This window comes from Stenotrophomonas sp. LC732, assembly GCF_052446685.1.
Taxonomy (GTDB): Bacteria; Pseudomonadota; Gammaproteobacteria; order Xanthomonadales; family Xanthomonadaceae; genus Stenotrophomonas; species Stenotrophomonas muris.
Genome location: NZ_CP199214.1, coordinates 1,469,059 through 1,491,737, shown reverse-complemented (window position 1 = coordinate 1,491,737; position 22,679 = coordinate 1,469,059). Strand labels below are relative to the sequence as shown.

At 65.0% G+C, this 22,679-nt stretch carries 28 protein-coding genes and 2 tRNA genes; 23 read left to right on the top strand and 7 right to left on the bottom strand.

The genetic code is table 11. The features are described 5' to 3' along the window. The first annotated feature begins 27 nt into the window (after positions 1 to 27). The 9 genes from ACT6SE_RS07250 (at position 28) to ACT6SE_RS07210 (ending at position 5,482) form a co-directional block, all read left to right on the top strand. A complete protein-coding gene (locus ACT6SE_RS07250) occupies positions 28 to 252 on the top strand; it encodes a hypothetical protein (RefSeq protein WP_444811122.1) in 225 nt (74 codons plus the stop codon). Positions 253 to 660: 408 nt separating this feature from the next. After that, positions 661 to 981 carry a hypothetical protein gene (locus ACT6SE_RS07245; RefSeq protein ID WP_197651644.1) on the top strand — a complete coding sequence of 107 codons (321 nt, stop codon included), beginning with the start codon at positions 661 to 663 and terminating at the stop codon, positions 979 to 981. Between the two features lie 15 nt (positions 982 to 996). Further along, complete coding sequence (locus ACT6SE_RS07240) at positions 997 to 1,269, top strand: hypothetical protein (protein ID WP_164072186.1); 273 nt, start codon at positions 997 to 999, stop codon at positions 1,267 to 1,269. After that, on the top strand, positions 1,266 to 1,592 hold the full coding sequence (locus tag ACT6SE_RS07235; RefSeq protein WP_111007518.1) for a hypothetical protein: 327 nt from the start codon (positions 1,266 to 1,268) through the stop codon (positions 1,590 to 1,592). Before ACT6SE_RS07240 ends, ACT6SE_RS07235 begins: the two co-directional genes overlap by 4 nt. Further along, on the top strand, positions 1,589 to 1,828 hold the full coding sequence (locus tag ACT6SE_RS07230) for a hypothetical protein (RefSeq protein WP_138952790.1): 240 nt from the start codon (positions 1,589 to 1,591) through the stop codon (positions 1,826 to 1,828). The genes ACT6SE_RS07235 and ACT6SE_RS07230 overlap by 4 nt, the downstream gene beginning before the upstream one ends. Further along, positions 1,825 to 2,313, top strand: a complete 489-nt coding sequence (locus tag ACT6SE_RS07225) for a hypothetical protein (protein ID WP_444811121.1) — start codon at positions 1,825 to 1,827, stop codon at positions 2,311 to 2,313. The genes ACT6SE_RS07230 and ACT6SE_RS07225 overlap by 4 nt, the downstream gene beginning before the upstream one ends. 7 nt (positions 2,314 to 2,320) lie before the next feature. Then, positions 2,321 to 2,713 carry a hypothetical protein gene (locus ACT6SE_RS07220; RefSeq protein WP_134808696.1) on the top strand — a complete coding sequence of 131 codons (393 nt, stop codon included), beginning with the start codon at positions 2,321 to 2,323 and terminating at the stop codon, positions 2,711 to 2,713. Next, the gene (locus ACT6SE_RS07215) at positions 2,710 to 3,408 is read left to right on the top strand and encodes a hypothetical protein (RefSeq protein WP_134808695.1); all 699 of its coding nucleotides are present in this window, start codon (positions 2,710 to 2,712) and stop codon (positions 3,406 to 3,408) included. Before ACT6SE_RS07220 ends, ACT6SE_RS07215 begins: the two co-directional genes overlap by 4 nt. Next, entirely contained in the window at positions 3,401 to 5,482 is a 2,082-nt protein-coding gene (locus ACT6SE_RS07210) for a DNA cytosine methyltransferase (protein WP_444811162.1), read from the top strand. The genes ACT6SE_RS07215 and ACT6SE_RS07210 overlap by 8 nt, the downstream gene beginning before the upstream one ends. An 8-nt stretch (positions 5,483 to 5,490) precedes the next feature. On the opposite strand, the gene ACT6SE_RS07205 is transcribed toward ACT6SE_RS07210, so the two are convergent. Then, positions 5,491 to 6,153, bottom strand: coding sequence for a hypothetical protein (locus ACT6SE_RS07205; protein WP_279934158.1), 663 nt, complete (start codon positions 6,151 to 6,153; stop codon positions 5,491 to 5,493). On the opposite strand from ACT6SE_RS07205, the gene ACT6SE_RS07200 reads away from it, so the two are divergent. Next, on the top strand, positions 6,153 to 6,518 hold the full coding sequence (locus tag ACT6SE_RS07200; RefSeq protein WP_444811120.1) for a hypothetical protein: 366 nt from the start codon (positions 6,153 to 6,155) through the stop codon (positions 6,516 to 6,518). The genes ACT6SE_RS07205 and ACT6SE_RS07200 overlap by 1 nt on opposite strands. On the opposite strand, the gene ACT6SE_RS07195 is transcribed toward ACT6SE_RS07200, so the two are convergent. The 4 genes from ACT6SE_RS07195 to ACT6SE_RS07180 form a co-directional block, all read right to left on the bottom strand. Then, on the bottom strand, positions 6,506 to 7,621 hold the full coding sequence (locus ACT6SE_RS07195) for a site-specific integrase (RefSeq protein ID WP_444811119.1): 1,116 nt from the start codon (positions 7,619 to 7,621) through the stop codon (positions 6,506 to 6,508). The two genes, ACT6SE_RS07200 and ACT6SE_RS07195, sit on opposite strands and share 13 nt — an antisense overlap. Positions 7,622 to 7,782: 161 nt before the next feature. Further along, positions 7,783 to 7,856, bottom strand: a tRNA-Cys gene (locus ACT6SE_RS07190). Between the two features lie 66 nt (positions 7,857 to 7,922). Continuing rightward, positions 7,923 to 7,998, bottom strand: a tRNA-Gly gene (locus ACT6SE_RS07185). 547 nt (positions 7,999 to 8,545) lie between these two features. Further along, entirely contained in the window at positions 8,546 to 9,046 is a 501-nt protein-coding gene (locus tag ACT6SE_RS07180) for a DUF305 domain-containing protein (protein WP_003098996.1), read from the bottom strand. 450 nt (positions 9,047 to 9,496) lie between these two features. Between ACT6SE_RS07180 and ACT6SE_RS07175 the strand changes: the two genes are divergently transcribed. From ACT6SE_RS07175 to ACT6SE_RS07125, 11 genes are all read left to right on the top strand, one after another. Further along, the gene (locus tag ACT6SE_RS07175) at positions 9,497 to 10,243 is read left to right on the top strand and encodes a hypothetical protein (RefSeq protein WP_003098991.1); all 747 of its coding nucleotides are present in this window, start codon (positions 9,497 to 9,499) and stop codon (positions 10,241 to 10,243) included. A gap of 118 nt (positions 10,244 to 10,361) precedes the next feature. After that, positions 10,362 to 10,574, top strand: a complete 213-nt coding sequence (locus ACT6SE_RS07170) for an AlpA family transcriptional regulator (RefSeq protein WP_003090093.1) — start codon at positions 10,362 to 10,364, stop codon at positions 10,572 to 10,574. A 42-nt stretch (positions 10,575 to 10,616) separates the two neighbouring features. Continuing rightward, positions 10,617 to 11,492 carry a ParA family protein gene (locus ACT6SE_RS07165; protein ID WP_003098988.1) on the top strand — a complete coding sequence of 292 codons (876 nt, stop codon included), beginning with the start codon at positions 10,617 to 10,619 and terminating at the stop codon, positions 11,490 to 11,492. Next, positions 11,476 to 11,745 carry a hypothetical protein gene (locus ACT6SE_RS07160; protein WP_003050422.1) on the top strand — a complete coding sequence of 90 codons (270 nt, stop codon included), beginning with the start codon at positions 11,476 to 11,478 and terminating at the stop codon, positions 11,743 to 11,745. The genes ACT6SE_RS07165 and ACT6SE_RS07160 overlap by 17 nt, the downstream gene beginning before the upstream one ends. Continuing rightward, positions 11,738 to 13,417 carry a ParB family protein gene (locus ACT6SE_RS07155; protein WP_003098985.1) on the top strand — a complete coding sequence of 560 codons (1,680 nt, stop codon included), beginning with the start codon at positions 11,738 to 11,740 and terminating at the stop codon, positions 13,415 to 13,417. The genes ACT6SE_RS07160 and ACT6SE_RS07155 overlap by 8 nt, the downstream gene beginning before the upstream one ends. A 14-nt stretch (positions 13,418 to 13,431) precedes the next feature. Continuing rightward, positions 13,432 to 13,992, top strand: coding sequence for a DUF2857 domain-containing protein (locus ACT6SE_RS07150; RefSeq protein WP_003090097.1), 561 nt, complete (start codon positions 13,432 to 13,434; stop codon positions 13,990 to 13,992). Between the two features lie 3 nt (positions 13,993 to 13,995). After that, entirely contained in the window at positions 13,996 to 15,234 is a 1,239-nt protein-coding gene (locus ACT6SE_RS07145; protein WP_008264646.1) for an STY4528 family pathogenicity island replication protein, read from the top strand. Between the two features lie 429 nt (positions 15,235 to 15,663). Beyond that, positions 15,664 to 16,455 carry a PFL_4669 family integrating conjugative element protein gene (locus ACT6SE_RS07140; RefSeq protein ID WP_003098981.1) on the top strand — a complete coding sequence of 264 codons (792 nt, stop codon included), beginning with the start codon at positions 15,664 to 15,666 and terminating at the stop codon, positions 16,453 to 16,455. Beyond that, on the top strand, positions 16,452 to 16,979 hold the full coding sequence (locus ACT6SE_RS07135) for a DUF3158 family protein (protein WP_003098978.1): 528 nt from the start codon (positions 16,452 to 16,454) through the stop codon (positions 16,977 to 16,979). The genes ACT6SE_RS07140 and ACT6SE_RS07135 overlap by 4 nt, the downstream gene beginning before the upstream one ends. A 73-nt stretch (positions 16,980 to 17,052) precedes the next feature. After that, a complete protein-coding gene (locus ACT6SE_RS07130; protein ID WP_003098976.1) occupies positions 17,053 to 17,493 on the top strand; it encodes a single-stranded DNA-binding protein in 441 nt (146 codons plus the stop codon). A 283-nt stretch (positions 17,494 to 17,776) separates the two neighbouring features. Further along, complete coding sequence (locus ACT6SE_RS07125; protein ID WP_003116834.1) at positions 17,777 to 19,807, top strand: DNA topoisomerase III; 2,031 nt, start codon at positions 17,777 to 17,779, stop codon at positions 19,805 to 19,807. Between the two features lie 723 nt (positions 19,808 to 20,530). Here ACT6SE_RS07125 and ACT6SE_RS07120 read toward each other — a convergent pair. Then, the gene (locus ACT6SE_RS07120; RefSeq protein ID WP_003098972.1) at positions 20,531 to 21,166 is read right to left on the bottom strand and encodes a cation transporter; all 636 of its coding nucleotides are present in this window, start codon (positions 21,164 to 21,166) and stop codon (positions 20,531 to 20,533) included. Positions 21,167 to 21,550: 384 nt separating this feature from the next. Here ACT6SE_RS07120 and ACT6SE_RS07115 point away from each other — a divergent pair, with 384 nt between their 5' ends. Beyond that, the gene (locus ACT6SE_RS07115) at positions 21,551 to 21,787 is read left to right on the top strand and encodes a hypothetical protein (protein WP_003098970.1); all 237 of its coding nucleotides are present in this window, start codon (positions 21,551 to 21,553) and stop codon (positions 21,785 to 21,787) included. Positions 21,788 to 21,799: 12 nt separating this feature from the next. After that, positions 21,800 to 22,174: a DUF3703 domain-containing protein gene (locus tag ACT6SE_RS07110; RefSeq protein ID WP_055312603.1), complete on the top strand. Its 375-nt coding sequence runs from the start codon at positions 21,800 to 21,802 to the stop codon at positions 22,172 to 22,174. A 67-nt stretch (positions 22,175 to 22,241) separates the two neighbouring features. Here the strand turns inward: ACT6SE_RS07110 and cadR are convergent, their stop codons facing one another. Then, positions 22,242 to 22,640 (bottom strand): Cd(II)/Pb(II)-responsive transcriptional regulator, encoded by a 399-nt coding sequence (gene cadR / locus ACT6SE_RS07105; protein ID WP_003098965.1) that lies wholly within the window; start codon positions 22,638 to 22,640, stop codon positions 22,242 to 22,244. Positions 22,641 to 22,679: the final 39 nt, after the last annotated feature.

Here is a 22,679-nt window from a genome sequence, read left to right as displayed (position 1 = left end):
GCGCCCTCCTTCGAACAGGAGCGCGCCATGTCCCATCGCTACGCCGATCCAAACCCCTGCCTGCTGCCGCTGTTGGCCGTGAAGGCCCTGCGGGCCGTAGCAGCACGCGATCACAGCACTGCCCGTACCCTCTGGGTCCGCAGCAAGGGCGAACACAACCGCAACCAGCTGCGCCGCTCCCGGCGCATGGGCGTCGCAAGCCTCCGCCTGGAGGCCTGCTCGCGTGACATGTCGGCCGAGGTGCGCGCATGAGCGCCCCTGTTGAGGTCGTGGCGGTGAAGCTCGCCGGCCGATGCGCAAACGGCCTGGAGCGCGGGCAGGGCACCAATCTGCATGCGGTCCCCGCAGCCCAGGTGCGCCGGAGCTTTGGCTTCATCGAAGCCACAGGCAAGGCACTCTGTGGCGCGCAGCCTGGCCGCCGCTCTGTCGGCTGGACCGCGTGCGAATCCCAGCCAGTGACGTGCCCTCGCTGCAAGCGTGCTCTCGCTCGTGCGACAGCGGGTGCCGCATGAGTCGGCACCTCCGCCTCGCTTGGGCAGCCGTCGCGCTGGTGGCCGCCGTTGTCGTACCACTGCGTATCGCGGAGATCCACCAAGCGAATGCTGACCGTGATGCGGCCAAGGCACGCTGGGCGATCAGCACCTCGGTGAGGGGCTGACCATGCGCCAGACCTCTCGCCCGCTCCCCGATTCCGTGCCGCTGTGTGGTCCCGGCCATCGACCTCACGTCGTGGTGACCGAGGGCGCCCCTACCGGCCATCGCCTGGGCGCCCCCTGCCCGCCGCTGCTGCACATCGAATGCCATAGGTGTGGCCTCGCCACCCGCCCGGTACCGATGGAAAAAGCCGCGCTGGCAGAGCTGCGCTGGACGGATGCAAGCCTGGCACACCTGCGCATCCCGATCTCCCTGCTCGCCCGCCATCGCGGCGAGGTCCTTGCCGAGATCGCTGCCGACTCCCCTTCCACGCCCATCGCTGCCTGACCAGGAGAAAAAGCCATGTCCGCTCCACTCAAGCCGAAGGAAAAAGCCGCGTTGCTCGCAGCGCATGGCGCTTCCGACCTCACCCTCCACCGCACCGCCAACGGATTCGCGCCCCGCAACCGCCCCGAGAAGCTGTTCACGCGCCGCGTCATGAACTGGCTGGATGAGCGCGTGCTGATCAGGTACGACGACCCGCAGCTGCCGCGCAAGGCGACCTTGACCGCCACCGGCATCGCCGCCGCCGAGGCGGAGATCGCCAAGGCCCGCGACCTGGCAATGACGGCATGAGCGTGCAACCCACTCTGCCAGTGGAGCAGCAATTCGCCACCGGCCATCAGGGCGAGTCACTCGTATTGATGGTCTGCCAGGGCTGGCTATGGGCCGGCCTCTACACCGCCGCGCCGCGCGAGTCGCTCCTGAAGGTCGCCGCCAGCGCCAGCCGGAGCGTGGGGGTATCGCACCACTCGCTCACCCTCGGTGGCGTCTCGTTTTCTCTCAACCGACTTGCCGCACAGGCCGCGCATCGCTGGCTCGACCGCCAAGGCGTGCGCGTTCGTTCTATCTCCCCCAACAACCGCGCTACGCGCCGCACGCGAGGAATCGCCGCATGAACCGTTCTGTTGTCATCTACGGGCCGCAACGCTGCGGCAAGACCTCCAACGCACAGGAACTGCGCACGCACTTTGGCCTGCGTGAGGTACTGGACGACTGGGACGGCCACACCGCGTATCCCCTGGAGGACACGCTCGTCCTGACCAACAATCCGGATGCCGTTGCTCACCACTCATCGCGTGTCCTGCACCACGGCCGGGCAATGCGCGAACTGCTCGCGGAGGGCCGCGCATGAGTGCCCGCCCGCAACAGATCGGCCGGGCCGCCGAAGTGCGCAAGGTCCTGTCCATGTTCCCGCAAGGCGCAACGGTCGAACAGATCAAGACCGCTGGCCGCATCAATAGCACCCACCAGGCCATCGGCTACACGCTGAAGGGGTTGGCACGCAGCGGCCAGGCCATCTGCCACCGCTCAGGCGTGCGCGGGATCTGGCGCCTATCCAGCCACACCCAACATGCGATCGCACCGCTGCGTGCGGCACCCGCGCGGGAGCGACCGACCTGCGTGGTAGGTCCGCTCACCGGCGTCAGTGACGCAGCAACCACGATCCGACACCGGGAACCCGACCGGCAGCAGCTCGCCGACGACCTGGACGCTTTCCTCGCAGCGGGCGGGCACATCGAGGTGCTCGGGCACACCCCACTTCGCCCGCTGATGAGCCGGCACACCGCCAACCACGGTAGCTATGCAGAGCGCATGGCAGCCCATGAGATGGACTGAGGCACGCATGAGCAGCGAATCCCACGCCGCGACCGCCACCGAACCCGGCAGGCCCGGCAGTACCTATTCCGATGGCCCCGTCTGGCATGCCTTCGGCCTCAGCCGCGCCGCCTATCACGTGGTGCCGCGACGCACCCTGCAGTCGATGCCGGTCGAGTGGCAGGCGCGCTTTGTCGCGCTGATCGAGGAAGCACGCGAAGTGCTTCCTGATGAGGCTTTCCCTGAGTACCAGGTGATTCGCATCGACGCCGGCCGGTTCGCCTCCGATGCGAACCGGCGCTATCGCCATGCCGCGCCCTTCCCCCTTCGCTCCGCTGGCGCCGAGCAGGCGTCCCAGATAGCGCCGCTCGCAGGCGCGTTCGTCAACACCGACACCCAATTCAAGCAGGCCCGCCGATGACCGCGAACCTCACGCTTCTTCCTACGAACTGTCCCGTTCTGCGCGACGCATTTGAAACGATCAGCGCGATCGCTGTCGAGGCTGTGTGGCTGCCCAACCAGGCGAAGGCCATCACCCTCGCGCAGGCCCAGACCGCGCTGCGAGACCTGCACCACCGCCTGCCGCGCTTGCAGGATCTGCGCGTGTTCGAAGCCGCCGTAACCGCCTATGTGGCGACTCTGCGCAGCAGCATGCAGGACGGCGACACGCCGCTCTGCGATACCACCCGTGCCCGGCTGGCGCAGGCGACCGAATTACTGGAGCTGGTCAGGAATCAGTCCCGGACCGCTGTCGATCCAGCGGACCCGTGGCGCGGCCTGTACCACCCCGGTCGGCTCCCGGCGCGCAACGCCGACGGCGAGATCCCGTGCCATCCGGATGTGCCAATGTGGGCTGACGGTCGCGAGGTGTCGTTGCGGCCGTTGTTCCTCGCGCAGGGATTCGACCTGCAGGTGACGTTTGGCGACTTCACCGAAGAAGCCGTGGAGAGCGGCGACCATCGTTATTGGGACGAGATGCGCGCGTGGCAGCCCATTGGCCCCGGCGCAGATTGGCGCCTGGTGTGGCTGGGTGACACCGAAGATGGCCCAGCCGCATGGTTCGTGCGACCGCTTGCTGCCGAGGCGATCATCGCTTGGGAGGCAGCACATGGCTGACGGTTCCCACTCCTTCAACTTCCCGTCGCCACAGGTCTCCCGCCTGCGCCCCGGCGAGATCGTCGTGGATCTGTTCGCCGGCGGTGGCGGCGCATCGGAAGGGCTTAAGCAGGCCATCGGCATCGATCCCGCCCTTGCCTACAACCACGACGAGCTGGCCATCGGCATGCACGCCGCCAACCACCCCCTGACCCAGCACCACCGCGAGGATATCTGGCACGCAGACCCACGCGTCGACGTGGCCGGCCAGCCCATCGGCTGGTTCCATGCCTCGCCGGACTGCACGCACTTCAGCCAGGCCAAGGGCGGCCAGCCGCGCAGCCGCAAGACCCGCGCATTGTCGTGGGTGGTGCTGAAGTGGGTTGGCCAGCTGCTGCGTGCTGATCGGCTGCATGGGACCAACACCGCGCCGCGCATCATCTCCATGGAGAACGTGTGGCAAATCCTGACCTGGGGTCCGCTGGTGGCAAAGCGCTGCTCCAGGACCGGCCGGGTGATCACCCTAGACTTGGTCCAGGCCGTGCATCCTGAGTCGGGAAAGCCGCTGTTCCGGCGTGGCAAGCCGGTCATGGTCAACCGAGTCGCCGACAAGGGCGAGCGGGTGCCCGTCGAGCGCCAGGCTCTTGTCCCCCATAAGCGCTACAGCGGCCGCACTTGGCGGCAGTTCGTCGCAGCACTGCGGGCGCTGGGCTACGCGGTGGAGTGGCGCAAGCTGGTGGCCAGCGATTACGGCGCCGGCACCAGCCGCGAACGCCTGTTCCTGCTCGGCCGCCGCGATGGCCAGCCCATCGTGTGGCCCGAGCCGACCCATGGCACAGCCCCGGGACAGAAGCCGCGCGTGACTGCTGCTGACTGCCTGGACTTCTCGATTCCCTGCCCGTCCATCTTTACTCGGGACCGGCCGCTGGCCGACGCCACCATGCGCCGCATCGCCAAGGGCGTCATGCGGCACGTCATCAACTCGGCCGATCCCTTCATCGTCCCTGCAACGCACCAGGGCGGCGATCGCGTGCATAGCGTGCGCGACCCCATGCGCACCATCACCGCCGCCAATCGCGGCGAGCTGATGCTGGCGGCGCCCGAGCTGGCGCCGTTCCTCACCGAGCATGCCAACGCAAGCCGTCAGCGGACGATGGCAGCGGGCGAGCCACTTCCTACCGTCTGCGCCGGGGTGAAGGGTGGGCACTTCTCGGTGGTATCCCCGACACTTATCCAGACCGGCTATGGCGAGCGCGAGGGCCAGGCCCCTCGTGCGCTGGATCTGCAGCAGCCGCTGGGCACGATTGTCGCGGTCGGTGTAAAGCACGCTGTGGCCGCGCCGCATCTGGTGAAGTTCCGTGGCGACAGCATCGGCACGGCGGCCACCGAGCCCGTGCCGACGATCACTTCTGGTGCTGGTGCAGCGAGGCCGGCCGGCGCAGCGCATGCCCTCGGTGTAGCCGCCACCTCGCTGGTGACGCTGCGGCGGAACATGGTCGGCGCCGATGCGCGAACGCCGCTCACCACCGTAGCCGCTCAGGCCGAACACCACGCGGTATCGAGTGCCTTCATGGTCCAGGCCGCACACGGCGAAGGTCGAACTGGCGGCGTCCAACGCTGGGGAAATGGCAGCAAGGATGCTCGCTCACCGGTCGGCACGGTCACTGCCAGTGGCAACGGCGGGCACGCGGTGGCAGAGGCGGAGCTGGCACAACTGTCCCCCGACCAGGAGGCAGGTGCACTGCGAGTTGCCGCGTTCCTGGTGAAGTACTACGGCAGCGGCATCGCCGTGGGGCTGCATGACCCCGTGGACACGGTCACCACCAAGGACCGCCTGGCGCTGGTCACCGTGGTCATCAAGGGCACGCCCTACGTGATCGTCGATATCGGCCTGCGCATGCTCAAGCCGCATGAGCTTTTCCGTGCGCAGGGCTTCCCACGGACCTACATCATCGACCGCACCGCCGACGGCACCGAACTGAAGACCACAGCGCAGGTCCGCATGTGCGGCAACAGCGTCAGCCCGCCACCGATGTTCGCGATCGCAGAGGCCAATTTGGACCACGTCCCGGCTGGCATGGCGGTTGCAGCGTGATCGGCGACCTAGCGGAACCGCTTGAGAATCGACGTACGCCCGATCGCGGCCGAGCACCCCTTGGTCGCATGATCCAGCACGGCAAGACCGTCGCCCAAATTGCGATTCATCGCGACGCAGAACTTGATCCATACCTCGTCTTCCACGCTACTCCTGTCATATTGAAGAAGCCCGGCCAATTTCGATATGTAGCTGACGAAGTACAAAGACCGAGAAACGTCCGCGGCAAGAAGAGTACCTACGTCAGGATACTTGCTCAGATCGACTTCAAGAGCGCGGACGGAGGCAAGGTTTTCCACAAGCGCCTCTGCGGCCTTGGCAAGCCCGGCATCGCTCTTGAGAACCAAGCGTTTATCAGCCGACCCCGTCGAGGGCGCTGCGAACGAGTACGCAGAACTGAAATTCCTAATTGCTGCTTGTGCGGCCTCAAGCTGCGTGACGTGAGCGGCAGCGAAAATCGCACTCACACGTCGACTCGCAAAGAAGCGCTTAACAGCGGGCACAGAGAGTGCTGTCACAACACCCGCGACAGTGCCGATGCTGGCCCATGCGTCCCAGTTTACTACGCAGGTTTCGCTAAGCCACCAGCACTCACTTATCCCGTCAGAAAAGCTCATTTCAGAAATCCCCCTGATTGCTGGGATGAAGTTTGCCATGAGTTTGTAGGCCAATGAGAAACTTTCCGATTGACAACACCTCTAAGCAATTCAAAGACGAGATCGCTGACACACTGGGTATTGAGGGGGCGGCACGTATGCTGCGGCTCGGACTGGAAGCGATGAAAGAGCTTGTGGATAAGGGAGAGGTGCCGGCCGTGCGCCTCAATCAGAAGCACACGGTCATGCTACGTGAGGACCTGATCGACTTCCTGCGCTCGGAAGGGCGCAGGCAAGCCGCCGAACGAAAGAAATCGGCGATCGGCAACCGACCTGCAGCCAACGCTTCCGCGTCAGGGCAGGCGAGACGTGTAAGCAAGTCTCGTCGCACAAAGCTGCCCGACCTCCGCGCCTACGAACAGGCCGATCACCAAAGCTGATCGGCCAGATCGGAAGCGCGAAGGTTGGCGTACCGCTTTAACTGCCGCGGATCCCGATGGCCGGTGATTTTCGCAATCTGAATGTCCGTCAGCGAGGTCCTTTCGTACAGTCGGCTCGTCGCTTCGTGGCGCAGATCGTGGAAGCCGAGATCCGCGCACCCCGCCGAGACGAAGATGCGTTCGAACTGGCGCGACAGCTTGCTCGATACGCGCCGCAGGGCCAGAGGGCTACGCTCGCCGGTCCAGAACGGGAAAAGCCGCCCTTCGTAGTCACCCCCGTACGCGGCAAGCTTCGCCAGCAGAACTGATGTCATGGGTACCTGACGTTTGCTCCCGTTCTTGGTCTTGTCCAGGAAGATCGTACGCTGCGCCACGTCGAGCTGGCTGCGCTCCAGCGTGTAGATCTCGCGCATGCGCATGGCCGTTTCTAGCGCCATGTCGAACATCATTATCAGCGCCTCGCGCTGTGGCAGATCAAGCGGCCGCTGACGTCCCGGCGGCTTTGCGCCGGCCAGGATCTGGCGGATGCGTTCTTCCTCACCAGGCTCCAGACGGCGATCACGCTCCTGGTCAGCTTTCGCTTCCCCGTCGATACGCTTCACAGCTACCTTGTCGTCAGCCGTGTACGTCGAATAGCCCCGGGGCAGAAGCCGCAGTGGATTCATTGGCAGCGCGCCATGCGCAGCCAGCCAGTCCAGGGCGCGCGACAGGGCACCCACGTAGTGCCGGATGGTCGAAGGCGCGAGGTTCTGCTCACGCTTCATGGTCGTGACCCACTCGGTCGCCCACGTAAACGTCAGCTGCGGCAGGGTAATTCCGATTGGCAGCCGAGAGAGCAGGACGGGCAGCAGCTGCTCGTCATCGACCGAGATGTGCTGAGCGCTCCGATACTCGCTGACCTGGCTGCGCAGATCCTTCGCGGCGGCCTTGGTGTTGGCCAGCTCCTCCGGCACCACTCCGCGGTCGAGCAGCGCCTCGAGGCGGCGCACGTACTCGTCGCCCTCCGTCTCCGAGGCAAAGCTTAGGTAGACCGGCTGGGGCAGCAGCCCCGCCCGCTTGATCGTGTACTGCCAGGAGTCGCCCCGGCGTCGCTTGGTTGCCATCCCTGCTCAAACTCACGTAAACGCACTCGGCACATGTTAACGCGAGTTTGCCACCCGGAAACGGGTGGCAGACCGATGATTTCAGGGCCGAATCAGGGGATTCCGGCTAGCACGGCCAAACGTCAGGCAAAGAAAAAGCCCTGATAAATCAGGGCTTTATTTGGAGGCCTCAAGCGGAATCGAACCGCTGTAAACGGATTTGCAATCCGGTGCATAGCCACTCTGCCATGAGGCCAACGTACTGCGCGCCAGGAACGGAACCCTGACAAGACAAAACCCCATGATGGGGCCTGTCGGAACATGGAGCGGGAAACGAGACTCGAACTCGCGACCTCAACCTTGGCAAGGTTGCGCTCTACCAACTGAGCTATTCCCGCGTAAGCCGACATGCTACCGGAAATCCGGAAAACACACCAGCGATTTCACCTTTCTGACTGCGCGCAAAGCCTTGCGGCTCAACGTGCCCCGCCTTGCCGTGGCGGGAGAAAAACAAGGCCCCTGCCGGGGCCCTGTAGAATCTGGAGCGGGAAACGAGTCATGCACTAGAGCGCTAAGTCTCTGTTTCCCAATCACTTTCTCCACTGTGGTGATCAGCGAAGAACTCAATTATAGCCTTGTTTTTCGCCCTCGGCAACAAAGTTCATCCAACCACTTCCACCAGCGTCCAAGGATGATCCATCCACCCGTCGTTACGCCTGATGCGTCCAGCTGCTGAGCGGGTTCGCTATCGAACTCCAACTTGCGACGATCATGACTTGCGCTCGCTCCGCAGGCAGCGCGGGGTGGTGTCGCGTGGACTACCTGGCACCTGGACGGCTGTAGGACACAACCGCCGGCATCGGAACACCGCAAGTACTCATCTTTACATCGCTGCGGCTAACTTCGCCGGAGCGCAACGCGGCGCCAGTGTAGTGGCAGCCAGCCTCAACGAAGGCGTGCAGCAATCCGGTTCATCTGCTCGATCTCCGCGCGCTGGCCATCGGAAATCGCTTGGCATAGGTTGACGAGTTCCGGATCTGAGAGCTGCGCCTCGCGGCACATGAGGATCGCTCCCGAATGGTGCGGGACCATAGACGCGATGAACTGTCGATCGCCGATTCCGGTTTGAGCACGGGTAGCGGCAAAAGAACCGAGTGTGAGAACGGCAAACAAGCCGTACAGCACGAGATTGAGCCGCCGGTTTGGAAACATGCCGGGCATTGTCGCTAGCATGAAGATGCCCATTGGCGCCCACATAGTGACCGCCATGTAGAGCATGTTGAGATTGTTTCTGAAGTCCCTGGCGCCGTCGATCATGCTGAACATTACGAAGTACATGACGACGAGGCCCAACACCATGTTCACCCAGAACTTGGCGTATGGTCGGCCGTGCTTACCCATCTGACCGGATGTGTGATGTTGATGTTCATGGGAATGTTCAGCCATCTCCGTCTCCTATGTGCTGGGGCAACCTGGCAGGGTCACTGGTACTGCGGCAGATACTTTGTCGATATATCAGCATGTGGAGCGATGCATCACTAACCGCTGATTTCCAGTCCCCAACTGGACGTAGGGGCGTCGAACGCTTCAACTCGCTGGTCTTGAACCGTCTGGATATCAGACCATACCAAATCGGTCTTGATGGGCTTTGCGCCACCTATGACGCTGGTACCGTGAGCGCCAATATCGAGCTTGCGTCCTCATCGCTCGATGGGCCGGCAACTGATCGATTCTTGCATATCAAGCAAGACAAGGCCACCTGCGGCGGACGCCAATGGCCTCCTCCGCCTTCGCTTAGGGCATCGCCTCAAGCGTCCGTCGCAGGCCATAACGACACAACAGCCCTTGGGCAAGAAAGGAGCCGGTGATGTAGCGCACCCGAAAGGAGACGAAGACATGCACAAGGACATTTCAACATCAAAGGTGTTCTATCGTCCCATCGAGGCGGCCATCCGATGGGCTGGGTTGCTGCGGTATCTCCCGATGATCCTGGCCACGATCGCGTCACCGCGTGTCCTGCCTCGGTCGCTGAACTGCCCTCGATGGAATGAGTGCCGGCTGCACTCGGAACGTATCTATGACGGCATCCTCAACGGAGAGCTGCCCTACGGCAAGAACGGGATCACGCTCAATGATCCGAACCTGCTCAATTCTCTGGATCTGACTGTTCGCCATGTCGATCTAAAACGCTGGATGCGCACCCACTATCCCGAGCACCGGCCAGGATTTCTGTTCAGCCGTGGCGAACGCATGGCGCATCCTTTCATCACCATGGAAACAGGACAGGCGATCCTCGTGGAGCGGCTGGCCCTTCAGGCCGCGCTTGAACAAGCCCGACGTGAGATGCGAGAACTGCAGGAGCAGCACGACACGCTACTCAAGCAATCCTCGGTGCTGTTGGCATCCAAGCAATGCGAGATCAGCGAACGGGCGGAAACGACCTATCTCAACATCATTGGAGGGATGTTGACGCTGATGCTGAGCCAGTCGCCTTCAGGCGTGCCCTATTCCAGCTTCAAAACGCAGGAGGCCCTTGTCTCTGCATTGGTCGCCCACTACGGCGGCACCATGGGCATCACTGAGCGCACCTTAAACGGAAAGTTCGCCAACGCTAAGAGGTACGTTCGTAGCGCAAGCGCATGAGGTTATCCAGCTTGTATGTGCAATCGCGGAGATTGCATTTGCAATGTCTTTCCGCAGCCAGGTCTATTGAATAGAGGTCACGCCAACAAACGCCACCGAGCGTTCAGGAGTGACCGCCATGTCGCAGACCCCTGTACTCCCGCCGAACGAGCGCCGCATCCTGCGGCTCGATGAAGTCGAAGCGAAGTCCGGCTTCAAACGCGCCCACATCTACAACCTGATGAAGAAGCGCCAGTTCCCTCAGGCGCTGCGCCTGGGCGTGCGCGCTGTCGGCTGGGATTCGATCGAAATCGACCAGTGGATCGCCGAGCGCCTCAACCACCGGACCTGACCCGCTCTCCCGCGGACTTCCCATTCCCAGCCGGAGAGCGCCATGCAGGTCGTGTCCATCATTTCAACGAAGGGCGGCGTCGGCAAGACCACGACGGCCGCCAACCTGGGCGGGCTCGCCGCGGACGCGGGCCTGCGCGTGCTGCTGCTCGATCTCGACGTGCAGCCCACCTTGTCCTCCTACTACGAACTGACCCAGCGCGCGCCGGGCGGCATCTATGAGCTGTTGGCCTTCAACGAGCGCGACCTTGGCCAGCTCGTGTCCCGCACGATCATCGCGGGCCTGGACCTGGTGCTGTCCGACGACCACCGGGGCGAGCTGAACACGTTGTTGCTGCATGCGCCGGATGGCCGCCTGCGGTTGCGGCATCTGCTGCCAGCACTTGCTCCCCTCTACGACCTGGTGCTGATCGACACCCAGGGCGCGCGTTCCGTGCTGCTGGAGATGGCGGTGCTCGCCTCCGATCTCGCGCTGTCGCCCGTCACGCCGGAGATCCTCGCGGCACGCGAGCTGCGGCGCGGCACCATGCAGTTGCTCGAAGACATTGCGCCGTACCGGCACCTGGGCATCGAACCGCCGCCGCTGCACTTGCTCATCAACCGCGTCCACCCGGTGTCCGCCAACGCACGGCTGATCCAGCAGGCCTTGCGCGACCTGTTCCAGGACAGCGCCGGCATCCGCGTGCTCGCCACCGACGTGCCGGCCATAGAAGCGTATCCACGTGCCGCAACGCGCGGCCTGCCGGTGCATCGGGTCGAGCACCGCCAGCCGCCCGGCAGAGTCGCCCCTGCCGCGCTCGACACGATGCGCGCGCTCGCCAGCGAGTTGTTCCCGCAATGGCAGGACCGACTGGCTCAAGTATCCGGCCGCCCGCAGCGACCTCTTGATCCTGGGAGGCCCCATGGCGAACGCACATGAGCTGGCCCGCGGCCACAAGCGGCTGCGCGCCCTGATCGAGTTCGCGGTCGGTGAGGGCTGGCACGTCAAGCGCACGCCGGGCGGGCACCTCAAGTTCACCAAGGCCGGCTGCGCGGCGATCTACACGAGTTCGACAGCGAGTGACCACCGGGCCGAATTGAACGCCCGTGCGCAGATCCGCCGCGCCGAGCGAGAGGCCCGCATGGCGCCGGCCGGCGGTCGTGGGGACTGCGAGGGGTGCGGCCATGGCTGACATGACCTCGCAGGACATGGCAGGCAAGCTGCTCGCGGCCGGCTTCGAGCGCAGCGGCCCAGCGGCTACGGCCTTGAGCGACCCGATCGCGGACACGCCCATGGTCGTGACGCTGGACCAGTTGCGGCCCTACGACCATGACCCGCGCATGAAGCGCAACCCGGCTTACGAGGAAATCAAGGCATCCATCCGCGAGCGCGGCCTGGACGCGGCGCCGGCCATCACGCGCAGGCCCGGCGAGGACCACTACATCATCCGCAACGGCGGCAACACGCGACTGGCGATCCTGCGCGAACTCTGGTCGGAGACCAAGGAAGAACGCTTCTTCCGCATATCGTGCCTGTTCCGACCATGGCCGGAGCGCGGTGAAATCGTCGCGCTGACCGGGCATCTTGCCGAGAACGAACTGCGCGGCGGCCTCACGTTCATCGAGCGCGCGCTCGGCGTCGAGAAAGCACGGGAGTTCTACGAGCAGGAGAGCGGCGCCGCCCTGAGCCAGTCGGAACTGGCCCGCCGCCTGGCGGCCGATGGCTTCCCCGTCCAGCGGTCGCACATCACCCGCATGGCCGACGCGGTGCGCTACCTGCTGCCCGCCATTCCCACTGTGCTCTATGGCGGCCTGGGGCGCCACCAGGTCGAGCGGCTGTCGGTCATGCGCACGGCCTGCAAACGCACCTGGGAGCACTACGCCAAGGACCGTTCGCTGCCGCTGGACTTCGACAGTTTCTTTCAGGAGGTGCTGGCGCAGTTCGACACGCAGGGCGACGAGTTCGCGCCGCAGCGCGTGCAAGACGAGCTGATCGGCCAGATGTCCGAGCTGCTGGGCATCGGCTACGACGTGCTGGCGCTGGACCTGACCGAATCGGAAAGCCGCCACCGGGCGCTGGTCAGTGACCCGACGCCACCTGCGGCGCAGCCGGCGTTGCCTTCGCCCACCGCCGGCACGCCGACTCCGCCGGGCGCAGCATCGTCCATCGCCACGCCTGCAGCGGCGGCCGGTCCTCCACCCGCCAGCCCTCCGGCGTCCGAGCCCACCTTGCGCCACGACGACACGGCGGTTGGCGAAGCGGCCACGGGAAGCCAGCCGGCCGCACCGGGCGATCTGCTTCGCGAGCACATCGTCTCGCCAGCACCGACGACAGAACGGCTCCAATCGATCCAGCGCATGGTCGCCGACCAGTTGGGCGATGCGCTGCCGCCCGACTTCTCGGCGAGCGTGCTGCAGTCCATCCCGGTGCAACTCGGCGGACTCTATCCGATCTCCGACGTCTGGTACATCGACGCCGGCCTGGACACGCCCGATCGGCTGCGCATCCACATCGCGCAGTTCGCGCGCGAGATCGCCGGGGAGGCAGGCCTGGACGAGTGCATCGAGGATCGCGCCGATGGCATCGGGTTTGCGTGCCGCGCCCGCGGCCAAGCCCCGTCGCCGCTCGGCCGCGCGGTGCTGACGCTGCTCACTTCCCTGACGGGTCAGCCCGTCGCCGAAGCGGGCCTGGACGGCGCGCAGCTCGCCGCCGACCTGCCGACCCTGTTGCACGGCCAGAGCCAAGGCCATGGCAGCGGCGCAAGGCGCTTGAGCGACACGGCGTTGGTCAAGCTCTTTCGGCTGCTGCGCCTCGCCCGGCGTCTGCTGGACCTGGAAGCCGGCACCACGGCGCCCGGGACGTGAGCGAGGGAGGCCGCATGTCCACATCGCATCCGCTCAACCAGGCCGTGATTGCCCAGGCGCTGTATGACCTTCGCAACGGCCAACTGCGCCGCTGCAAGGCCATGGGCTTCGGCGAGGCCGAGCTGGATGCGCTCAAGCACCCCGCGCTGATCAGCGTGCTGGCCAACGCCAGCGTCTCGTGGTGCTCGGTCACGGTCAACCGCGAAGTGCTGCAGCGCCTGCTCAACCAGGCACAGGACGTGGAGAAGGAAATCGCCACGGTCGATCGCATGCTGCGGCTGGGGGCCAGCACGGAGATGGTCAGCCGCTTCTATGGCCTGACCCATCAGGAAGTCGCCCTGCGGCGGGAGATCCTCGGCCTGCCCAAGCGCAAGGGGCGCCACCCCGTCCTGGACGAGACCCAGGACACCGAACTGTGGCGGCAATGGAAAGCCGTGACCAGCAGCAGGAACGTCGATCTGGAGGACGAGACCTCGATTCTCGATGCGGCCATGGACCTGGCCGAGGGCATGTCGCTGCCGCTCTCGGTGGTCTGGGCCGCGATCAGGAACTGGGTCGATCAGGGATTGGGCTAGGCCATGGCCGTGGACGACACCGCCCCACGAGCCCAGCGCCCTGGCCCCATCGCACTCGCCGACCTGTTCGACGCTGCGCTGAAGGACCTCGCGCCCAAGTCCAGCTCTGGCGCTCCCGCGTCCCTGCCTGCTCCAACGCCCACGCCTCCTACGTCCGGCGACGCCTTCCTGTTCAGTGGCAATCGGCACGGGAGCGTGCCGCGGCGGCTGTTCCTCGACCGCCGCCTGACACCGCTGGAGCGCAACGCCTGGCAGGTGTTCCGATTGATGCTCAACGACGATGGCGTCACGGCATTTCCCACCTATGAGCAGTTGCGCCCCTGGCTGGCGTCGATGCCCTGCGCAGGCCAGGCCTCCCATGAGACCGTGGCGCGGGCGCTGACGCTGCTGCGCCTGACGCGCTGGCTGAGCCTCGTGCGACGACGGCGCGACCCCAAGACCGGTCGCATCCTCGGCAACCTCTACGTCCTGCACGACGAACCGCTGACGCCGTTCGAGGCGATGCAACTCGACGCCGACTACCTGGCCCTGGTCAGCCAGTCGCTGGGGCATTCGGCCAAGGCCGTCCAGGTGGTGGGACTCAACACCCTCCAGGAGATCGCGGACGACCCGATGCTGTCCGGACGCACCTTGCCGTCGCGGCTGCAAGTGCTCGCCGAGCGCCTGGCCGACCAGGGCATCACCGCCTCCGAAAGTTATCCACAGGAGGATGCGGTCCACGATTCCGAAGAAGGGCCCGCGAGCCTTCTTCGGAATGGCGATCGCCCATCTTCGGAATCCGAAGCAGGGCCGAAACCCGCGCCAGACGGCGCTCTTCGGAATTCGAAGCAGGACCGTACAGTACGTAGTAGTCGTATTGATGAAGTACGTACTACCGCGCAGGCGCGTGCGCTGGGCGACCTGCAATGGCCCAAGCGCTTCGCGGAACTGAAGGCGGAACAGCAGGCCGGAGCCAAGATGGCGTTGCAGCAGGTGGACGCTGCCCTGCGGCAGGCCGTGCTGGACGAATGGGCCGCACGGTGCGGCAAGCATGGCATCCGCAACCCCGCCGGTTATCTGTTCGGCATCATCCAGCGCGCCATGCGCGGCGAGTTCAATGCCTGGGCCAAGCAGACCGGCCCGGCACCGCCAACACCATCGGCGGCGCGAGCACCACCAACCGAGCCGCCGCGCAACGTCGTGCCGCCCGAGGTGGCCCGGCAGCACATCGAGCGCCTGCGCGATCTGCTGCGCAAATCCTGAGCACAGGGCTTGTCAAAGCCGTGAAGTAGATCTCCATGGCGGTCGGCAGAAACGGTCCCCTGGGGACGGCTGTGCGGTGAAGCGCCGGGCGACGGCGCGACATGCTGCGCAAAACCTGAGTAGAGCGCATGCAAGACCATGAAGCAGACCTCCATGGCGCTCAACGGAACGGTCCCCTGGGGACGGCTGCGCGGCGAAGGATCGTGTCGAACGGCAGCGCGACGTGCGGTGCAGCACGCATACCGTCAACAACCGAGGACGGGAACGCCGATGTGAGTGCCCATCTGCGGAGCGGTCCCCAGGGGACCGTTGCGCGCTGCGCCGCCAGCGCGCACAGAACCGGGGGTCGGCTCATTTCGGTTTGTTGACTGACTGCCTTCCGCTGCATGCGGATGCTGGCGGCTCCCTGTCCACCAGCGAGCGATCACCATGGCAACCAGCAACGAACCATTGCAACTCAACCTCGGCTCCCTGCGCAGCGCGATGTCGCTGACGCTGCACACCCACCACGCCTCGCGCATCTGGCATGGCCGCGCCGCCGCCGAGGGGCGACCGGGCATCGTCGGCCTGAACGGCTACATCGCCGTCATGAACAAGATGAAGCGCGGCTCGGAGCAGGACGACCCATACAGCGACTGGTGGATGCTTCGCATCGAAGACAAGCTCGACCAGACCAGGACCACGCTGCAGACGCTGCGCGACCAGGTGGACCAGGCCCTGGCCGGCGTGCCCGCCGCGTTGACCCTGGGCGAGAACCTCAACGTGCAGCCCGTCAAGCTTCCGCTGTTCGTCAATGCGCAGTTGGGCTTTGCCGCCGTCTATCTCCTGGCCGACTACGACGACATCGCGCGCAAGCTGATCCTCGCCCACCACACCGCGCTGATCGATCGCTCGACGTTGGAGCGCTGGCTCAACGAAGGTGCCCACGCGCTGCGCAGCCTGTTCAGCCTGGCCCAGCAATACCGCTACTCGGGCTGCACCCGCGACGACTTCGCGGCCAAGAACGCCGCAGCTCGGGCAGCATTGGAGAAGTTCGGCGAACTGCCGCAGGACGTGCTCGAAGGCATGCGCCGCTCGAAGTTTGCGCCGCCCGTCGTGCGCCGTGGTCTGCAACAGCGTGGTGATAGCGCTGCCGCAGCCGCATCTCCCACCGACGAAGGCGCTGCCGCCGATTCGGCCGAGGCCAAGTCCACAGCCGCCGGCGAGGACGAACCGGCATGAGCGACCCGAACCGCGAACCGCGCTACTTCCGTCGTCTGGAACAGCCAGCCTTCATGCGGCTGGAACACGCGGCCTCTCTAAAAGGCCTTTTAAAGCCTTTTAAAGGTAAAGGGGACTTCGAGGCCTGGGCCAGCCAGTGCTTCGCCATGCGCGACGAGTTGATTGCCCTGGCGCAGCGACAGGTGCTGCCACAGGCGTGCGGGCATCCCTTCCACCTGCTTCCCGTCGAGCTGGCCCAGCAGACCACTGGCGCAGGCACGACCTTTCTTCGCTGGCGCAAGCACGATCGATCGGCCATGGGCGTGGCGTTGTGGCAGGAGCTGATGGCGAGCCCCAGCACGCCGGTCAACCTGCTGCACGACCTGCACGAGATCGAACTGCAGCGCGTCATGCTGAACATGCAGATCAGCCTGCTGCACACCCTGGGCAGGCAAGCACAGGAATGCGCCAGCAAGGCCGCGCAGGCGGACAACACCTACCTGCGCCGGCTCGCGTCCGTTCCTGCCGCAGTGCGCGATCGGTGATTGCGCCTGCCATCCGAGCACGCGCCCGAGCCCAACGAGGCACGGGTATTTCAACCACCACGGAGATTCCAACATGAGCACACAATTCATCGGCGAGGGCAACATCGGATCGCCTCCCGAGTACCGCGAATTCCCCAATGGCAACGACGATCCTCGCCGGTTGCTCCGGCTGAACGTGTACTTCGACAACCCCGTCCCCACCAAGGGCGGCGAGTTCGAGGACCGCGGCGGCTTCTGGGCGCCGGTGGAACTCTGGCACCACGACGCCGACCGCTGGCAGCAGCTCTACCAGAAGGGCATGCGGGTGCTGGTCGTCGGCCGCATGGAGCGCGACCCCTGGACGGACAACGAAGATCAGCCGCGTGAGACTTGGCAGGTCAACGCGCGCAGTGTCGGCATCCTGCCGTACCGCATCGAGTCTGTGGCCCTCAGCCCGAAGCCACAGGAGGCAGAGCCGAAGCCCCAGGCCACCCAGGAATCGACGGCGCCGAAAGAGACCAAGCGCAGGAAGTGATCGGGCATGGAGGGCGGCTGCCGCAGTGCTTCGCCGCCCTCCATGCGCTGCGAATTATCCCCAGGGGATAGCTCCACCAACGTCCACCGAGTTCCACGCGCGCTCCCGGAAATCGCGGCTCTCGGCCCGCACACTTCCGGCCACGCACCTTCCCCGCACTCGCCATTTCATCGGCGTGAAAGCGGTCGCTGCCGCATGCGGCTTGTTTGCTGCTGCCAGGGGCTGCGCTCGGCATCCTCGATCCCAGCAACTCCATGAACAACAGGAATCGGGATGGACGGATATGCGGCTGTTCTTGTGCGAGAAGCCCTCCCAGGGCAAAGACATTGGCCGGATTCTCGGCGCCACGCAGCGCGGTGAAGGCTGCCTCAACGGTTCCGGCGTCACGGTCACCTGGTGCATCGGCCATCTCGTGGAGGCGGCGCCGCCCGAGGCCTACGACGAGCAGCTCAAACGATGGTCCGTTGAGCAGTTGCCCATCATTCCCCAGCACTGGCGGGTCGAGGTCAAACCGAAGACCGCCACGCAATTCAAGGTCGTCAAGGCGCTCTTGGCGAAGGCGACTCACCTGGTTATCGCCACCGATGCCGACCGCGAGGGCGAATTGATCGCCCGCGAGATCGTGGAGCTTTGCGGCTACCGCGGCCCCATCGAACGCCTGTGGCTGTCGGCGCTCAACGATGCGTCCATTCGGGCGGCACTGGGCAAGCTGCGGCCTTCGGCCGAGACGCTTTCGATGTACCACTCGGCGCTGGCGCGCTCCCGTGCGGATTGGCTCGTGGGCATGAACCTGAGCCGGCTGTTCACGGTGCTGGGGCGACAGGCGGGTTACGACGGCGTGCTGTCGGTCGGCCGCGTACAGACCCCGACGCTCAAGCTCGTTGTGGACCGCGACCGCGAGATCGCGCGCTTCGTGTCCGTACCATACTGGGCCATCGCCGTGTCCCTGTTCGCAGGCGGTTCGACTTTCGCCGCGCAATGGGTTCCACCCGATGCGTGCACCGACGACGCAGGCCGCTGCCTGCGGCAGCCGGTCGCACAGCAGACCATGCAGCAGATCCGCGCTGCGGGCAGTGCCCACGTCGTGTCGGTGGAGACTGAGCGTGTCCGCGAAGGCCCGCCGCTGCCGTTCGACCTGGGCACCTTGCAGGAAGTGTGTTCCAAGCAGCTTGGGCTGGACGTGCAGGAAACCTTGGAGATTGCCCAAGCCCTGTACGAGACGCACAAGGCCACGACGTACCCCCGCTCGGACTCCGGCTACCTGCCCGAGAGCATGTTTGCCGAAGTGCCCACCGTTCTCGACAGCCTGCTCAAGACCGATCCCTCGCTGCGCTCGATCATGGGCCAGCTCGACCGCTCGCAGCGCTCGCGCGCCTGGAACGATGGCAAGGTCACGGCGCACCACGGCATCATCCCGACGCTCGAACCGGCGAAGCTCTCCGCCATGAGCGAGAAGGAACTGGCCGTGTACAGGCTCATCCGGTCGCATTACCTGGCGCAGTTCCTCCCTCACCACGAGTTCGACCGCACTGTGGCCAAGTTTTCGTGCGGGGGGCAGAACCTGGCGGCCACGGGCAAGCAGGTTGTCATCCCGGGTTGGCGCCAGGTGCTCGCCGAGCCGCAGGCCGAAGACGGTGATGGCGAGGGCGATACTGCGGTCCGCGCCCAGGTGCTGCCCGCGCTGCCGAAACTGTATGAGGGCCTGGCATGCCAGGTGGCCGACGTCGATCTCAAGGCACTCAAGACGCTGCCGCCCAAACCGTACACGCAAGGCGAGTTGGTCAAGTCCATGAAAGGCGTCGCCAAGCTGGTGTCCGATCCCCGCCTGAAGCAGAAGCTCAAGGATACGGTTGGCATCGGCACCGAAGCGACGCGGGCCAACATCATCGGCGGCCTGATCGCTCGCGGCTACCTCGTGAAGAAGGGGCGCGCCATCCGCGCCTCGGATGCGGCTTTCACTTTGATCGATGCCGTGCCTGCGGCGATTGCCGACCCTGGCACCACCGCCGTCTGGGAACAGGCGCTCGACATGATCGAGGCCGGACAGCTCACCCTGGACGTGTTCATCGGCAAGCAGGCCGCGTGGATTTCGCAGTTGATTGCGCAGTACGGCAGCGCCTCCCTGTCCATCAAGGTTCCCCAAGGGCCGGCATGCCCGCAGTGCGGCGCACCCACGCGCCAGCGCAGCGGCAAGAGCGGCCCGTTCTGGTCGTGCAGCCGCTACCCGGACTGCAAAGGCACGCTGCCAGTCGAATCCGGCAGCTCCAAGCGCGGCGCCTCGCGCCCGCGCCGTAGCGGCCGCAAAGGCTCCTGACCGCCCCCGTTCCCCGTGAGCCGTGCCCGCCTTCGGCGGCGTGGCCCCTGTCCCGCACTCCGCCGCATGCCCTGCGGGACGCCCAGCGCGCAACGCCTTCTTGATCCGTGTGCGCGTCCCGCCCAGCCGTCCCCGGCCGCGGGACCTGAAGGTAGCTTCTCTGCGAGCCGCACCACGCGCGTTCTGTTGATCTGCGTTTCTTCCGCCCTCTGCGAAGGGTCTCCCGGTGGCTTGCCAGGCTGCACGAGCCACCGGGAGACCCTTCGTGGTCAGCGGTAATCGGTGCCGGTGCCCGCCGGTGCAAAAACGGGCTCCCTTTGTGCGCGGATGTGCGCCAGACGATGCCGGCCCCAGCCACGACATGGGCCGGGTGTGATTGCTTGATGAGCAGACGGTTCTAGCGACGACCGGGCCTGCCAATCAGCCCACGGGTGGTTCCTCTTTTCTCCCGAGCCGAAGGCCGTTGGGCCTTCGGCGCCATTCTCCTGCCCATCAACGTCCCGGCCCGGCCATTGGCCTGGGCCACACGAACAGGAGAGACGACATGCACCCTCAACCTTGCGCACCGCTGCTGTACGGCAGACGGAGGTCGAGAACGGCATGCCCGCCTATCGCGCGGCCATCGCCAATGGTACGCTCGGCTGCAGCCGAGGCCGTAGCCCAAAGGCTGGACTACCTCTTTTGCAGAGGTAAACCTCGGGATGAACTGGGCGAAAACATGCCTTATGTGCCCGCCTTACGGCGAGCTGTTTCCGATGCTTCGCGCAGGATTTCCCGCCCCCCATTCGCTGCGATTGCGGCCACGATGACGCCCAGCACCAGATCCGGGATGTTCGACCCGAACCCCATCACCAGCACCCCGGACAGCACAATCGCACCATTGACGATGGAGTCGTTGCTGGTAAAGATCGCTGACGCCTTGAAGTTCACATCTTCCCCGCGATGGCGGCGCAGTAGTCTGAGGCACACTAGGTTCAAAGCCGCGTTCAGCGCGGCCATGGCCATCATGGCTGGGCCGACAGGCTCTTCCCCTCCAGCGAAGCGGCGTAGGACTTCCAACAGCAGCAGCGCGGCCAGGCCGATTAGCAAGAAACCCGACAAGCGGGCCGCGCCCACCTTGACCGTTGCCGCACGACCGACGGCATACAGGCTAACCGCATAGACCGACGCATCGGCGAGGTTGTCCAACCCGGCGCCCATCAGCGCCGTAGAGCCAGCCCAGATGCCAAGGGCAATGCCGGCGGCGGACTGCGTCAGGTTGATCAGCAACACAGTCAGAAGAATCTTTCGGTCCTTCGCATCGCTCGCATCTAGGCGGCCCAACTCGTCGTTTTCGTGATTTCTGTGGTTTTCAGCCATGCATTGTTCCTTCCAAATCGATGGATGCTGAAGCCTGTAGCGGCTGGAGAGTCAAGGCGCAGATGCAACGAACTTGCCACAGGGTCTTCCCGGACGCCCTTGACTCTACCGTAGCTAGAAGGTTTTCCAATCCAGTCAGAGCTTTAGGACAGAACAGATGAGCACCAATGCGCCCCCTTCATTGCGACTGTCATCCGGTATGGCTGCTATCCACTGATCCGTGGCGCCACTGCGGTTGTGCTCTTCGGCGAGCTCGCGACCGGCCGGCCGTCTTTTCCGACGGAGCTACTCACAGTGATCGTCGCGCTCGCTTGTGCCGCCTTGCTAGAGGGCGGGCGGCCTTTCCACTCCCCGTTGAGCCAGTAGCGGCGTTCCAAGCTGTGGTTGGCCGTCGGCGCATGGCTCGGCTTCTTGGTCGTGCATCTGGCCTTCCAGCACTCCAATCTGGGATACCGGGTCGGGCCGTTGGGATTGTTGATCGGGGTGGCTGAAGCCCATCGCTGGCATCACAAGCGTGAGCACGAAGACGCCCAAGTCAACTACGGCGATTTCTGGATGCCCGGGGGCCACTTGTTCAGCGCTTTCCGGTCGCAAAAGCACACGCTGGGCGCCAAAGAGTGACACTCAAGAAAGATGGACTTTCCAATGGACTACGGCCCGCAGCTTGTCTATCCCTTCCGGAGCCGGCCAGCAGCGGCAAACGCTTGCGCTGCTGGCTATACGATCTTGCCCACGTCGCATTCTTGCGCGAGTCGGGCCTTGCGGCTTCTTGCGAAGCGATCGCGAGTTGCGTGGCGTGCCCATGAGTCGGGCCGCGTCGTGGCGCACTGCTACCTTGGCCTGCACCTGCACCTGCGCAGCCACGCCGCGATGCTCGGTCTGGCCTGGAGAACCCGTAAGGTGGCGGAGATTGCGGCGCGCAGGTCGTCCGGCTCGCGCTGGCTCCTGTGGGCCACGCCCTCGGTCGCACGCCGTCTCAAAACGTCAGAACCGCGCGCTTTCGCATGATGGAGCGCGGCACGTGGCTCTCAGAACTGGACCCGATCACTTCCAGCACCGATGACACGCTCGAGCTTCAGGCGGGCTCGGCCAAGCTGTTGAGAATGCCGCACTCGCGCGAGGTTCGGGCGCTATCGCAGGAGCGTCGCAGATCCATTAACTCGCGCTCCAAGGCGCGCAATTCCTTCATCTTGGTCCGCACTTGCGCGATATGAGCGTCGACCAGCGCGTTCACCTCGCCGCAGCCCAACTCTGGCCGATCCCGTAAGTTCAGCAGTTGACGGATCTCATCCAGCGTCATGTCCTTCGCCCGGCAGCGGCGGATGAACAGCAAGCGCTGCAAATGGACTTCGTCATAGAGCCTGAAGTTGCCCTCGCTACGTGCAGGCTCGGGCAGCAAGCCTTCTGACTCGTAAAAGCGCACGGTCTGCACCAAGCAATCTGCCTTCTTGCCCAGTTCACCGATCCGCATCATGGTTGCTTCCTATAAAAAACTTGACTCTATATCTACTAG